The organism is Paenibacillus sp. J22R67, from assembly GCF_059692175.1.
Genome location: NZ_JCAUAX010000006.1, coordinates 392,445 through 406,176, shown reverse-complemented (window position 1 = coordinate 406,176; position 13,732 = coordinate 392,445). Strand labels below are relative to the sequence as shown.

The window sequence follows — 13,732 nt, the reverse complement described above, 5'->3', positions numbered from 1 at the left end:
AAAGATGGGGCTGCCGTAGAAGTCTTATGTTTCTTAGACTTCTACGGCAGCCCCTTTTCACTTACTTATTGACTTCGTATAAATAGAAGACGAAGTCACTTGATGCCCCCGCGTGTCCCTGCTGACGGAGCATCGAGGAAATATTACCGCGGTGGTACGTGCCATGGTTCACGACATGCTGAATCAATTCGTTAATGCTCCCTTTCAGCACGCCAAAGGTTGGATGCGGAAATTGCATTTTTGCTTGCAGATCGTCGACGCCATTCAAAAAAACGCGATATTCCTCTGCTTTTTCCCAATAAGCTGATTGAATTTGTTTCAGGCTTTTGCCCGCTGTCTTAGCTTCAATCGTGCAGATCAGCTCCTTAATCTGCTCATAGCTGTTGCCCATCATGCCTGACAACCAAATCGTATCTACCTGGTAAATGTGAACGAGCCCTTGGTAGATCGTTGGAAACACATTACCAAGCTCCTGATGCAGGACTTCGTCCGGCAACTCCTCTAGGCGTTCGAATACTCTTTTATTGGCCCAGACGTGATAATCATAGGTTTTGATCGTTTGTTCTCTCATGCTTCATCCTCCTCGGAATGGAACTCTATGTTAAACATGAGCTCATTGTACCTCGTCTTCACTGACAAAAGCGGTCAGTCAATTGGCATCGAAGCATAATATTGATGTAAATTTTGCGTAATGTCCCGCAGCATCTGGATGAGCATCTGGGGTTCTTTAATTTGAATCGTGCCTCCATAACTGAGGAGTTGATAAGGTAGATGAGCGCGAATGGCTTTCTCCTGCAGTTGAAAATGGGCTTCATGCTGTGAGCGCTCCACCAGCGCATGAACTAGGAACCAATGCCCGCAGAGATCATCCAGCGCTTGCTCTTTCCCTGTGATTTTCACAGATATCAGCTCTTCCGGCTTATCGGAATCTGGCAGGATACCTGCAAGAATGAACTGGCGTGCTGAGAAATCGGTCGGCCTCTCAAATGTCATGTCCGTCCTTGACAACTCCCGGATTCGATCCACGCGAAAGCTGCGAATTTCTTTCCGCAAATGACAGTACCCAACGACATACCATTTACTCTTCCAGCAAACTAGTCCATAGGGATCTAGATGGCGGGTTTCTACTATAGAACCGTAGCCTTTTTGATAGTGCATGCTTAGCGTGACCCGCTGTGCAGCAGCGACCTCCACTTCTTGGAGGAAGGAAGATTCGGCGGCATCGGCCTGCGGCGAAATGACATCTAGCCCCTGCTCATGAAGATAGATTTGCGCGAGCTGCGTTTGATTGGTGTATAACTTAAGTTTGGCAACAGCCTGATTCAGTTTCTCTCCAAACGGATATCCTGCCTCCAAGGCAAACGAGGCAGCGTGAATGAGCGCCTTCTGCTCGTCCAGATCAAACACGAGCGGAGCCTCATTAAACTGGCCGAGCAAGCGATAGCCGCCGTGGTGCCCAGAATCCGAAATGATCGGAACACCGCTCGCACATAACGCATCGATGTACCGGTACACCGTGCGGATATGAATTTCTAACTTCTCGGCTAATTGCTTTGCCGTTATTCGTTGATGTGATTTGATGAGCCATAGAATGGCTAGCATTTGATCCGCTTTTGACATTCGGGGCTAGTCCTCCTAGGAATAGTTTCCAAAAAAAGACTCCCCCAAGTAGAACACTCTACCCGAAGACAGCCCCTTACAACATTTTAAACAGACAACCGCTCAACCAGCTGATGAGACGCCAGCACAAGATCGCCACGAATCGTGCAGGCATTTGGATCAGCCAAGCTGTCCAGGAAATGCTGAACGACGCTGGCAAAGCCCCTTCTCTCCAGCACCGTGTCCCAGCTTCCGAAGGTCCGTATGCGCGGTGCAATGCCTTTTTCATAAAAAACCGCTGACTCCAAATTCGTCACCTCAACCGAACGACCGCTGCCGTGCAGCTCGACTTTTTCCAAATCCACGCCAGCAAGTCTCACCATGCTATAGGTGCCTTGCGATGAGCCGAAGGATAGCGTTCCTGATGCATGAAGCAACTTTCCAACTTCATCCACTTGTTGATGATGCGAAGCCACTTCATAGGGACTCTCCCCCAGCCAGAGCAAAAGATCCAACATATGGATCAAATCATCATACAATGTCTCTTTCGCACCGTGACCCTGCTTCTTAATCCGATGCTTAACTGCTGAACACCAATCGAAGCCGCCGGCTTCGCGCAGCCAATCTCGTGCCTCGATATAAAGCGGAGCAAATCTGCGATTAAAGCCCGCTGCGAGAAGCACGCCTTTTCGTTCCGCGTAAGAAGCCATCTCTACCGACTGTGCCCAATCGTAGGACAATGGCTTATCTACATAAACTGCTACTCTCTGCTCCATGCTTTTCATAGCAATTTCGTAATGCGTCGGTGTGGGGCTATGCACGAAAACAGCATCCAATTCAAGCGCGAGAAGTTCTTCCAGCTTCGTCGTCCCGAAAGGGATGCGATACTTGGTCTTCATTCGTTCAACCGTTGCAGGTGTGGAGCTCATAATGCCAGCGATGTCTACTTGTTCATTAACGGAAAGAAGCGGAAGATATACTTTTTGCGCGATATCCCCAAGCCCGATGATTCCGATTCTTTTTCTTGTCATTTTGAAAAGTCAGCTCCTTATTTGTTTCCCGAGTACCATGCGTCCAACAACTAATCCAAGTATCAACAGCACAGCGCCGACAATTGTGGAAACGCCATAAACCTGCACCCACATCGGGGCCTCTGCAATGAGCGCGTATACTTTTCCGCCAACAATCGGTCCTAAAAAAGCGGCAAAACCCGTAATCGCCGAGTACGTTGCAATGTACATAGGGCGTTCACTTTTCGGCGTGTCGCCAATCGTAAAGGTAAAGACCATCTGATTAAACCCGCCGAGTCCAATGCCGAGCACGATATGAACCGCATAAAGCACGACAATCGCCGGTATAAAAGCAATCGCCCCCCACAATAGACAAGCAAGGGCAATGATCGGTAAAGACCATAACAGCAAGGTTTGTGCGGTATAACGTGCGTTAAGGTTCCCCCAAACATAGTAACTTGCCATCATGATTAGCGTATGGACGACGGTTATGTAGGAGACTGTTTCATAATTTATTTTCATGAGCTTTAGCATGACATAGGAAAATAGCGGCACGGTCAAACTTTGCACAAATAAAAAAACAGCTAAAAAAATAATCGCTTTTATAAATGCGCGGTCCTTCAATGGCTTCCCAATCATTCCAATAGGATTCGATTCCTTGGACGGTTCGAAAGGTGGATTCGGGTATAAGCAATACGCCAGGATATTGAGGAGCGCGCAAACGCCGACGATCATAAATAAATAGGTAAAACCCTGCCCACCAGGATATCGATCCAGAATCTGCCCGCCTATAAAAAGAGCAAGTGAGCTGACTCCGCCTAGAATCGTATTGCGAAGCCCAAAATACCGTCCGCGAACAGGCCCCGGAACAGCATCACTAATCAGTGAGGTCCACACGACACCCCCTGCAGCATTGCCTAAATGAGCCACCGTATACAGAATGATATACATCACGACCCACAAATCTTGCGGAAACAGAAACGGGATCAAACCCACCGAAGCCCACAGCAACCTGTGAGAGGAGCCGAAAATGAGCAGCATCCGCTTGCGGTTCCTGAATTTCTGCATCGCCACAGCCATCCCAATTTGGATGATGTTAACCACTGTTGTGATCGCTAGTATAAACCCAATCTCAGTCGATGTCGCACCAAGGTACAATAAATAACCGGTTAAAAAAGGACCGCCCAACAGCTGAAAAATCACAACGGCCGGGAATCCCTCCAGCGTAGCGATGAGGAGGCTTTTTCGGTAGTAGGACATTTTTTTTCTAGGATTCCACAAACTGTCCAGCATTTTCATAAGTATGATCGCCTCCATTTTGTAAGGGTAAAGCCTATTGACTGATCTAATAGTTTACAAGATATAGGGCGCTTATGGTAAAATGGGACAGACTACCTAATCTATCATGTCAGGCGGGATCATCGACATACTATGAAACCAAACCATTTTGGTCTTATCACAAGCTCAATACTCTTTTTGACCTTTATTGTACTCTCTCTTGTGTTCCAGTCAACAACTTATTTGTACATTGCCAGCGTAGGCCCGCTTCTCATTGTTCCTTTCATCCCTGATATTCGTTCGGGCCAGTACATCAAGCCGAATCAAGCCAAAGGCGCTGTCCGACTCATCACAATGGAGAACAAGGACAAATCAGGATCTGATTTCCTAGTGATCTTGTTCGATCAAGGTTTTGTTAAATGGGACCGTCGTCAGCTCTATTTTAATCTGGATGATGTAATGAAAGATGTCTATATCAAACCAGATCCATTCGCCGCCACGATGACGGTGCTAAAATATGACTTGTCCCTGCATCGCAGCAAGAAAGGCTGGGTCGGCATCTCCTTGCCCCAGCTCCAGCAGCGTATGAGCCAGCTCTCTTATACGACCAATGAAATCAATAGGATCGTCATTCAACTGTCTGATGTGCACGAGCTGCTGCAAAAAACAGTTTCGCAGCCAGCTGCAGCCGGAAGAAGTGTCGGCGCTTAAACGACAAACGAGGCTGTCCCAAAAGTTCAAAAGAGAGGCTGTCCCGCGGTCATTGGATGACTTGGGACAGCCTCTTATGTTTGTTTTAAGAATAGCGGGAAAAACTCCCGTTATTTCAAGCAATTTCGGTTTAGAAAACCAAATAACTGGAAAAATTACAGTTAATTCACTCCAACTCTCCTACTTCCTGGCTCAATCGCCCCCATTAACAGGAGAAAATTCCATTTATTCACCCAATAGCTGTGTTACTCAATTAAATAGCGGTAGTATTTCCCGTTAATCTAAGGGGGGCGCTACCAAAAGTTCAAAAAAGGCTCTCCTTCGGTCATTGGATGACTTTTGGGACAGCCTCGTTTATTTGAAAAGCATTTATTTAAATTGATCGCCGCATAAATAAGCAGCTAATGTCCGTACCATAACGCCTGTTGCTCCTTTGGGCTCGATGCCTTTGGCTGACCATAACCAGGCGGTGCCGCCAGTATCGAGATGAATCCAAGGCGTTTCTTCGGCGAAGTATCCGATGAAAAGCCCTCCGGTGATAGCCCCCGCCCAGCGGTCTGAGGAGGCTTGATTCTTGATATCGGCCACATCGCTTTTCAGCATGTCGCGATATTCCGGGTAGTTCGGCAGCTGCCAGAGCTTCTCTCCCGCTTCACCGGCCGCTTGAAGCAGCGGTTTCAGGAATTCATCATCGTTCGTCACAGCCCCCGTCGCTACATCAGCAAAGGAGATTAAGATAGCTCCTGTCAAAGTAGCTACATCAATCAGGCGCGTCGCTCCGAGCCTCTTCGCGTAGGTGATGCCCTCCGCCAAAATAATACGGCCCTCTGCGTCCGTATTCAGCACTTCCACAGAGTGTCCGCTAAGCATCGTCACGATATCGCCGGGACGATAAGCCGAGCCGGACGTCATATTTTCTGCTGACGGTATGACGACTACTAGGTTAATCTTCGGTTTCAGCTGCCCGACGACGTGAAGAGCACCCAGTAGCGTTGCAGCTCCGCCCATATCGCTGATCATCTCTTCCATGCCGTCGGGGCTTTTCATCGAGATGCCGCCGGTATCGAAGGTCACGCCCTTGCCGACGAAGCCCAGCACATCGGCTGAGTCCGGATCACCCTTATATTGCAGGGTGATCATCCGTGGCGGGTTGACGCTGCCTGCGCCAACCGCGATCAGGCCACCCATCCCCCGGGCGGCGATCTCGTGCTCATCCAGCACTTCGCAGCCGAAGCCGTAATGCTGGGCAAGCCTCATGGCTTCCTCTGCGAGGGTAGCCGGAACGAGCTTATTGGCCGGGAGGTTCGTGAGATCCCGGGCATAGTTCGTGCCCTCCGCAACCGCCTCAGCGGCTGCGATCGCAGATAACAGAAGCGCTGCATCCGCAGACGCTTCTGTGAGCAGTACCGCCCGGCGCAGCTCTGCGCGTGCCGGCTCGTTTTTGCGGTACACCGCGATGCGGTATGTACCGAGAAGCAGCCCTTCGGTCAGCGCCGTGACGGCGGACCGGCTGTCGATGCCGCTTGGCAGCTTCAGCGCCAAGCTATCGAGCTTCAGCGCGAGTGCCTCGCGCGCTGCATGCACGGCGGCTGCTCGCAGCGTATCGCGTGATGCTGCGGGGCCGAGCCCCGCAACGAGCACGTACGCGTACGGCAGCAGCCCGTGGGTGGGCAGCGCCTCGAGCTCGCCTGAGGCGCCGGTGAAGATGCCCTTTGCGCGCATGCGCTGAAGGGCTTGGTCGAGCTGCGGCTCGCCGAGGACGGTGTCCTCGCGCAGCTCAGCTTCGCTTAGGCAGACGAGGATGGCGTCTGCCCCTTGCTCGTTATGCGTGAATGACGTGAACACGCCTGTCGTAATTGCTGTGTTTTTTGCAAACATAGTGTCATTCTCCCTGTTAACTTAATAGAAAGATGCTGCCTTCTGGATAACTGACTGCATAGGCAGGTGGTACGGGCATTTCTCTTCGCAAATCGGCTTCTCTTTGCATGGATCGTGGTCAGCACAGCCTACTATTCTATCCTTTTGTCTCTGGAAAAATCCCTCGCCTTTCGGCAGCAAACCAAATTTTTCCCTGAATCTGCTCGCAATCATCACATCCGGAATGGCGATTTCAAGTGGGCAGGAGCAGTAGTTGCAGCGTCTGCAATCGTGCTGTCCGAGTTCAACGGCCAGTTGCTCAAGCTCCTGACGTTCTTCCGATCCAACCTCCTGCTCTTGGGCAGCCAGGTTTTCCTGCACTTCCTTAACGCTGACCATCCCCGAAATGGTTACATGCACGTTTTGGCTGTAGGGATATCGAATGGCCCGGTCAACGGGCTGAATGAAGCCACCTGATAGAGGCTTCATCGCAACCTTCATCAAATCCATCTCTGTCGCTTTGGGAATAAGCTCATCTAAAGCAAAAGGCTGCGCTAAATTCAAATGAAATAGAATTTGATCAAATTGCCCCTTTGCGATCCATTTCGTCAGCAAATCCGGCCGATGTCCGGAAATTCCGATGAAGCGGACCTTGCCTTCTCGCTGAGCTTCCAGAGCCGCCTTGTAAGCGCCTTCGATATCCATTGCTTTTTTAAATTCAGTTACATAGTTGACATAGTGAATTTGGAGTAAATCGACATGGTCCGTTTTCATCCGCACCAGGCTTCGCTCAATCTCCGCCTTCGCCGTTTCATAATCTCGCGCCCCTGTCTTCGTCGCCAAGAAGTACTCGTCCCTGCGATGCGAAATGCATTCGCCGATGATTTCTTCACTGTTGCGATAGGCTGCTGCGGTGTCGATATAATTAATACCGTGATCCAAGGCATAGTTCAATGCTTCTCTAGCTTGTTCCAAGGGTACATTTGGAAGATTCATTGCACCAAAGCCCAGTGATGATACGTTATAGCCGGATTTACCGAATCTTGAATATCTCAAGCTAATAGCTCCCTTCCATTCCGTTCGCGAGGATATGAATAATTGCACATGCAACTATTGTAATACAACTCTATCCTACTTTCCACGAGATCGTGAATGCTTGGGGGAACTACAGGGCGTTATTCCTTCAGTATGAGCACCATTTCCCCGAAAGTTGGCAAAATAGAGGACCAGAGTTCCTCTCATTTGTCCAAACGCCTGATCTTCAACAAATAGAGGACCGTAGTTCCCCCTGTTGGGGATTAGGTTGGGGCGTTGGGTTGAGTGGTTCGTCTGAGGTAGCTGGCCTTGGAGCTCGGTGGAGTTAGTTGGAGTAACTAGTTAGTTGGGGTAAACGGTTGGCGCAGTTGGTCAAGTTAGATGTTCGGGGTAGCAAAAAACCCCAAGCCACTCACCAGAGTGTCTCAGGGTTCCCATAACATGAGTCGTCATTATGACTCCTCAATCGTTAATGCTCATCAATCCTTACCATCATTCTTCTGTCCCCAGTCCCGATTGCCCCAATTCCAATTGAAATTGTGGTCATTCTCTGACTTCGGGGTTGATGTTGGCTTTGCTGTAGGCTTAGCCGTTGGTTTCGCTGTCGGTTTCGCCGTCGGTTTTGCTGTCGGCTTGCTCGTGCTTGTTGGTTTAACGGTCGGCTTTACACTTGGCTTAGGAGTCTCTCGTGGCTTAGACGATGACCCATTTTTCGGATCATCGTCATTGTCGTCCTTACGGCCTGGCTTTGGTGTATTTTTGTTATCATCGTCGTTATCCTTACCACCGTTGTCCTTGCCGTTGTTATCATCGTTGTCGTTCTTGCCATTTTTGTCGTCGTTATCGTCACGACCGTTTCTACCGTCCTGGCCGTTCTTGCTGTCATTACGATTGACTCTTGGCGTAGGCGTAGGTGTCGGCTTCACACTAGGCTTGCCATTATTATCGTTCTTACCAAGTTTGGTATTGTTATTACTATTATTATTATTATTGGCATTGCCGTTCTTATCGTTCTTATCATTGTTCGCATTGCTTTTGCCTTTATCTCGGTCGTTTTGAATTTGCTGAATTCGCTCACTCAATTTCCCTGACTTTTCATCGGCGACAAGTCTTTTTAGCGAGGACTTATCGATAGGCTTCGATGATGGCACCAGCTTCTCGATCCCGCCGTTATCTTTGGCTAACTGATGGATGGAGACGCTTTTGATGTCATCCAGAGATACTTTTGCCCCATTGTCTACAGCATTGAGATAAATGGCATATTTCCCGGCGGATACACCGCTGGCCTTTGCTTCTTGTCTCACTTCTTGCGGTGCTGCGAATGCAGTCACTTCATAGTTTTTGACTTGCTCAGGATGCGCTTGCTCAATATGTTTGCTAACCTGATTCTTCATCTTAGTGGCTATCGCCTCATCATTCACCACTGCATTTTGTTCTACGACTGTAGATGAGATGATAATATCGCCTTCCCCTTTGGCAAGGGCTCCCTGCTCCGCTTTATCCAAGATATCTGAGGTAACAGCTTCTAGCGACTTGCCCTTGTACACCAAGGTGCTGATTAACTCATCGCCATCTGAATTTAATCCCTGTAGATCTTGAACCACCTCTTCGTTATCAATACCAATTTCAATACTTGGATTGATATCTATGGTTACGTAAGCAACCACTTGACCACCTGGCACACTTCCCGTCAATGTGGATACTAAGACGAAGCACAAGACAATTGCGGCAGCCAAACCAGATAGGATTCCTATTTGCGGTACCCGGAAGCGCCTTGTCGCAGGTGCAAATAATATCTCTTCCCCTACTTCACAATTTCGTGTTCCCTTAGGGAGTTTCTCAAATCGACCCTCTGGACTCATGACGATAATGGAGCTGTCGCTTATTTCCATTACGATTCCCTTGTTCATGCGCTGTTCTTCCTTTCTTTATGCCGTCCTCATTCTCGAATATGTAAATAATCCCGCAAGTAAGGGTATGGACCGTTGTAAATGAGAGCAATGGCTATCAAATATTTACGGTTGCGCTCCAAGGTTTTTCTAGAAACCTGTACTTGCTCCAGCAGCTCTTTAATGGGTAGCTGCCGTTTCGTTAGAAGAGTCCGCATAAGTTCCGCATCCTGTGCCAGCGTCCGACCGATGCCGAAAAGCATCTGTCTGGAATCGTCATGTTTAGGAGAGGCTTCCGTCAATTCAGAGAAATCGATATCAAAATCACTTAGGCAGCGGCTGAAATCCATGATTTCACTTCGCCGTTCTTCAAGTCCTTTTTGCTTTTCATAAGCTTCTATTGCTTGATGAACCTCAATCGGATTGAGTAGGTTATCTTCATCATCTTCCTGATCGAATGAACTATAAGGAATCTGTCCTTTGAAACGTTGTTCTTTCCGCAAGAAATCAATTAGTCTTCTCCGCATAACGGTTTCGGCAAACCCTAGGAAAGATCTTCCCATCACAGAAGAATATTGATTAATAGCTTCATTAAATGCCCCTAAAGCAATACTGAATTCATCATCCCTGGCAGGATCTATGTATCTCTTGCAGAACCTGCTTGTCACTTTAGCCACATAGGGCTGATAGTCTGAAATAAATTGATTCCTAAGTCTTAGGTCTCCTGATTGAATTTGATGTATGGTAACCTCAAGGGAAGAGGCATAGGATTCACTTTGACCCTGGGATTCCTTTTTTCCAAGGAACCTTTTGAATAGTACCAGTAGCACCTTTCCACCTCACAGTATAGTAATTTCGTCCTTATGTATATCAATTCGGGGGGTACAATATATGTTAAACAGAAATAAAAAGCAAATTTATTATAACATAGATGTCCAAACGAGCACCTACTGGGAAATAAAACCTTTGTAGACGATTTCATTTTAATCTAGAATCCTTTACAATTAAGGTAAGGAGGTGTTTCATTTGGAACAAGGTAATCAATTTGGCAAATTTCTAGAGACGCTGCGAGGCAAAATGTCCTTGCGCAAGGTTGCCAGCAAAAGCGGCCTATCTCATGCGTACATTCGAGACTTAGAGCTCGGACGTAATCGTACCACGAATGACATCATCAAGCCATCCCCTGACACCTTAAGGAAGCTTTCGCAAGCTTATCAATATCCTTACACGGATCTTTTAATGAAAGCCGGGTATCTGGAAGAAGCGTCATCTTGGCAGACGCCTAACGAAATCCGTTTAGATAATGTCTGGTATGTGGAGTTCGGTACGAAATCGATCAAGTACGTCTCGCAAGATGGCATTGTGGAAGAAAACGTAGAATCACTCGTGGCTTTTACTAGTTTCATAGAAACATTGATGGATCTTCAATTTGCCAAAATGGATATGCATCTGTTCGTAAACCTGAACAAAATAAAAAAGTATGCCCCCTCAGAGGGCAAACTTTATTTTGATTCTTATGAAGATGGGCATTGTGTGACAATTGCAGCCATGGCGCAGATGAAATATCATCAAACGCTCTTGGACTACGTGGCTCGCAACACAGGCGCAGCTGCTGGGGCCGATGGCGATACCCGTCACTTATCGTTGAAAGCTAAGCTCCTTACCTAGCATAACATAGATGAATAGAGCTGTTGCGATACCAAGCATTTGAATCGGCATCAGTGCGCTCAGCACACTGTCTGGATAGGAATGTCGGTAAACAATTCCGATCATTACGACAATGATGAAAAGATAGAAGCCTACATTTTCTTTGGTTGGTAGTATTCGTGTGTAATGCGTCAAGAACGTAAAGCCCAGTCTAAGCTTATGCATGCCTACAAGAATACTGCATTTCACGCATAAAGCCAGCAGTAGGATGATAACGAGCTTCTCAGGATCATTTTTCAAGTCAGCATAGGAAGTCAGCGGGGTCAGTTCCCATATCGCAAATACTCCTGTAGACACAATCACAGACAGAATATACCCAGATAATGCGAGAATGACCGCAGGTATTGGGTAGAATTTCCAAACAGATACTAACAGCACACATATGATACTTATGTATAAAATAGGCCTTTGGCCAAGGGATGTGGCCATCGTTCCAGCAAGGACAGCCAATGCAATCGGCAGCCAGTGCGGCTTTATTTTTTGTCTGAATAGAACCAATGAGAATAGAATCATGGGAACAAAATCAAGACAGGTCAAGATAAATATCGCCCATGTAAACAAATACTAACCCCTCATTTCTAAGCTTGCTCTTAAGAAATTACGTCAATTAACTCTACAACTAGAATTATACAGGATAATAGATCTTTTGCGTTCAATGTGGACTAAGTTGGCTGTTTCTGAGCATGAGCTGACAGAATGCATGGATGGTCTTAGAGAAATGGAGTGCGATGATCGTATGGGGCATCGTTTCACGGTTGCCATCGTGGAAGATAATTATTGGGTTGGTAAATTACTTGAAAGCTATTGTGAACAATGCGGATTACAAGTCGTCGCGATCGCCACGGATGGCGAACAATTCATTCGGATGTATGACCAGCTTCTTCCGGATGTACTGCTCGTCGATATTGGACTAGAAGGCAATCTGGACGGCATTACTATGGTGCAGACACTACGAAGAGCTGGCTATCAGATGAAGGTCATCATGGTTAGCGGAACTACAAATATAGATCATATCCTCACGAGCTTTCATGACCTAGGTTCTCTTTATTTCCTGTCTAAGCCCGTGATGTTGCCTAAATTTCAAGCAGCCATTCGGAAAGCAATTGCCGAAATTCAATTGGAACGCAGTCATACGCAGCAAGTACCACCACCAATGAAAACAACTTGGATCACCGTCAAAAATCAGAAATCGCAGCTGCCCATCTCGGAGGAATCGATCCTTTTCATCGAGAAAGAGGACAAGCGGTTATCAAGAATTCATCTTATGAATGGTGCACACATGGATTCCAGCACGAATTTATCGGATATTTTATCTCAAAGCTCACCAATGATGTTCAGCCCCTTCAAGGGCTTTCTTGTCAATATGCGGCACGTTGTAAGTTATGTGAAGGAAAGCAGTTTTCCAACATCCCGCAGGTTCCTTATTCACTTGAACCATACCCCGGTAAAAATCCCTTTAAGCAGAAATCTGCAAAAAGAGTTCGGGCGATTGCTCCAAGACATTCATGACCAAGTCTAGTCTCACCCAAACAAAAAGCCGCCCCTTCTTCCGACAGGAAAAAGATGCGGCTTTTATGGTTATAACCTCTACATGGGCTTAGAGGTTTTTTTGTTTTTCAGCTTATCGCGGCGTACACTTAGCATTTTCAATCGTTTCATGAGCTGATCTTCCCATTCGGCATCCGCTAAGGATTTGGCCACCATGAGCAGATCTAGCGCCATATCGATTTGGCTGCGCACAATATCCATAGGCTCTTCGCCTTCATGATTAACACAATTGTCATGCAGCAGATGGTCTTTCCCATCTACATATTCCACAAAGTCAACCTCTGCAGCCCCATCACCATGGGCATATTCCGCCAATATCTCGTATTCGTTCTCTACCAGATAATGAACCTCAATGTGGTGACATACCGGGCAGAAGAGGATAGGGACATTATGAATTTGTGTACGGATGTGCTTCAATGTACCTTTTGTTCCAATCATACTAGCGCCACAACAAAAACTCATCGACATCACTCCCTTTGAGCTTTCCGTGAGGAAAACTTGCATCGTAGCATAATCTTTGTCGCCCGGATTAATCCAATATATTCGCCGTAAAAGTGCGAAATTCCTTTTTTACGAGACATCTAGATTTTAGCAATCCACGCATATTTTTCTGTTGAAAAGCGAATGCTTTTACAAGAAAATGGTCATCGAACACGCGATTGCCAGAAAAGAGGAATAGCCTTGAAAGCTTCGCTAATCTCGGAGTATGAGGTACCCGGAAGATATTACAAGGATTTACTCCATCTTATGGTTGTAGGTACAAATTCGCTCTATGTATATTGGGAAATATCTGATAGGCGCAGGTGGCTGATGTCTCAGCACTTTGAATGTGATTTTGGCGCCATGCCGTCTGTCATTCGCTTGTACGATGTGACCCATGTGCTCTTTAATGGACATAATGCCCATACCTACTGGGATACAACCATGTTGCCCGAAACTACTCATTCGTACTTACATCAAGCAGGGGCTAATCGCAGCTATATCGTGGACGTAGGTACGTACACGTGGGAGCATGAGTTTATCCCTTTACTTCGTTCCAATTGTGTCGTAACCCCCAAAGATTCGGAAGAGAATTGGGGAGAACCGAGGTGACGATAA

At 47.1% G+C, this 13,732-nt stretch carries 14 protein-coding genes; 4 read left to right on the top strand and 10 right to left on the bottom strand.

Going from position 1 to position 13,732, the window contains the following annotated elements; all coding sequences use genetic code 11:
* Positions 1-61: 61 nt before the first annotated feature.
* From AC58VC_RS23915 to AC58VC_RS23900, 4 genes are all read right to left on the bottom strand, one after another.
* Positions 62-571 carry a DinB family protein gene (locus tag AC58VC_RS23915; RefSeq protein WP_497372021.1) on the bottom strand — a complete coding sequence of 170 codons (510 nt, stop codon included), beginning with the start codon at positions 569-571 and terminating at the stop codon, positions 62-64.
* A gap of 74 nt (positions 572-645) precedes the next feature.
* Complete coding sequence (locus tag AC58VC_RS23910) at positions 646-1,620, bottom strand: helix-turn-helix transcriptional regulator (protein ID WP_497372019.1); 975 nt, start codon at positions 1,618-1,620, stop codon at positions 646-648.
* Between the two features lie 86 nt (positions 1,621-1,706).
* Positions 1,707-2,630: a Gfo/Idh/MocA family protein gene (locus tag AC58VC_RS23905; protein ID WP_497372017.1), complete on the bottom strand. Its 924-nt coding sequence runs from the start codon at positions 2,628-2,630 to the stop codon at positions 1,707-1,709.
* A 9-nt stretch (positions 2,631-2,639) separates the two neighbouring features.
* Positions 2,640-3,908: an MFS transporter gene (locus AC58VC_RS23900; protein ID WP_497372015.1), complete on the bottom strand. Its 1,269-nt coding sequence runs from the start codon at positions 3,906-3,908 to the stop codon at positions 2,640-2,642.
* Between the two features lie 132 nt (positions 3,909-4,040).
* On the opposite strand from AC58VC_RS23900, the gene AC58VC_RS23895 reads away from it, so the two are divergent.
* Positions 4,041-4,598: a hypothetical protein gene (locus tag AC58VC_RS23895; RefSeq protein ID WP_497372013.1), complete on the top strand. Its 558-nt coding sequence runs from the start codon at positions 4,041-4,043 to the stop codon at positions 4,596-4,598.
* A 369-nt stretch (positions 4,599-4,967) separates the two neighbouring features.
* Here AC58VC_RS23895 and AC58VC_RS23890 read toward each other — a convergent pair whose 3' ends face one another.
* The 4 genes from AC58VC_RS23890 to sigI form a co-directional block, all read right to left on the bottom strand.
* On the bottom strand, positions 4,968-6,476 hold the full coding sequence (locus AC58VC_RS23890; protein ID WP_497372011.1) for a leucyl aminopeptidase: 1,509 nt from the start codon (positions 6,474-6,476) through the stop codon (positions 4,968-4,970).
* Between the two features lie 21 nt (positions 6,477-6,497).
* Complete coding sequence (locus tag AC58VC_RS23885; protein WP_497372009.1) at positions 6,498-7,511, bottom strand: aldo/keto reductase; 1,014 nt, start codon at positions 7,509-7,511, stop codon at positions 6,498-6,500.
* 458 nt (positions 7,512-7,969) lie between these two features.
* Entirely contained in the window at positions 7,970-9,400 is a 1,431-nt protein-coding gene (locus tag AC58VC_RS23880; protein ID WP_497372007.1) for an anti-sigma-I factor RsgI family protein, read from the bottom strand.
* Between the two features lie 29 nt (positions 9,401-9,429).
* On the bottom strand, positions 9,430-10,209 hold the full coding sequence (gene sigI / locus AC58VC_RS23875) for an RNA polymerase sigma factor SigI (RefSeq protein ID WP_127455543.1): 780 nt from the start codon (positions 10,207-10,209) through the stop codon (positions 9,430-9,432).
* Positions 10,210-10,405: 196 nt separating this feature from the next.
* Between sigI and AC58VC_RS23870 the strand changes: the two genes are divergently transcribed.
* Positions 10,406-11,047, top strand: coding sequence for a helix-turn-helix domain-containing protein (locus tag AC58VC_RS23870; protein ID WP_497372005.1), 642 nt, complete (start codon positions 10,406-10,408; stop codon positions 11,045-11,047).
* Here the strand turns inward: AC58VC_RS23870 and AC58VC_RS23865 are convergent.
* Positions 11,018-11,599, bottom strand: coding sequence for a hypothetical protein (locus AC58VC_RS23865; protein ID WP_497372003.1), 582 nt, complete (start codon positions 11,597-11,599; stop codon positions 11,018-11,020). The two genes, AC58VC_RS23870 and AC58VC_RS23865, sit on opposite strands and share 30 nt — an antisense overlap.
* 142 nt (positions 11,600-11,741) lie before the next feature.
* Between AC58VC_RS23865 and AC58VC_RS23860 the strand changes: the two genes are divergently transcribed.
* Positions 11,742-12,605 carry a LytR/AlgR family response regulator transcription factor gene (locus AC58VC_RS23860; protein ID WP_497372001.1) on the top strand — a complete coding sequence of 288 codons (864 nt, stop codon included), beginning with the start codon at positions 11,742-11,744 and terminating at the stop codon, positions 12,603-12,605.
* Between the two features lie 68 nt (positions 12,606-12,673).
* On the opposite strand, the gene AC58VC_RS23855 is transcribed toward AC58VC_RS23860, so the two are convergent.
* On the bottom strand, positions 12,674-13,096 hold the full coding sequence (locus tag AC58VC_RS23855; protein WP_315953952.1) for a hypothetical protein: 423 nt from the start codon (positions 13,094-13,096) through the stop codon (positions 12,674-12,676).
* Between the two features lie 219 nt (positions 13,097-13,315).
* Here AC58VC_RS23855 and AC58VC_RS23850 point away from each other — a divergent pair, with 219 nt between their 5' ends.
* Positions 13,316-13,726, top strand: a complete 411-nt coding sequence (locus tag AC58VC_RS23850; protein WP_497371999.1) for a DUF4912 domain-containing protein — start codon at positions 13,316-13,318, stop codon at positions 13,724-13,726.
* Positions 13,727-13,732 lie beyond the last annotated feature (6 nt).

Bases quoted from the DNA above. Each gene is read 5' to 3' on its own strand.
- AC58VC_RS23915 (WP_497372021.1), bottom strand. From the start codon at position 571: ATGAGAGAACAAACGATCAAAACCTATGATTATCACGTCTGGGCCAAT.
- AC58VC_RS23910 (WP_497372019.1), bottom strand. From the start codon at position 1,620: ATGTCAAAAGCGGATCAAATGCTAGCCATTCTATGGCTCATCAAATCA.
- AC58VC_RS23905 (WP_497372017.1), bottom strand. From the start codon at position 2,630: ATGACAAGAAAAAGAATCGGAATCATCGGGCTTGGGGATATCGCGCAA.
- AC58VC_RS23900 (WP_497372015.1), bottom strand. From the start codon at position 3,908: ATGAAAATGCTGGACAGTTTGTGGAATCCTAGAAAAAAAATGTCCTAC.
- AC58VC_RS23895 (WP_497372013.1), top strand. From the start codon at position 4,041: ATGAAACCAAACCATTTTGGTCTTATCACAAGCTCAATACTCTTTTTG.
- AC58VC_RS23890 (WP_497372011.1), bottom strand. From the start codon at position 6,476: ATGTTTGCAAAAAACACAGCAATTACGACAGGCGTGTTCACGTCATTC.
- AC58VC_RS23880 (WP_497372007.1), bottom strand. From the start codon at position 9,400: ATGAACAAGGGAATCGTAATGGAAATAAGCGACAGCTCCATTATCGTC.
- AC58VC_RS23865 (WP_497372003.1), bottom strand. From the start codon at position 11,599: ATGATTCTATTCTCATTGGTTCTATTCAGACAAAAAATAAAGCCGCAC.
- AC58VC_RS23860 (WP_497372001.1), top strand. From the start codon at position 11,742: ATGTGGACTAAGTTGGCTGTTTCTGAGCATGAGCTGACAGAATGCATG.
- AC58VC_RS23855 (WP_315953952.1), bottom strand. From the start codon at position 13,096: ATGAGTTTTTGTTGTGGCGCTAGTATGATTGGAACAAAAGGTACATTG.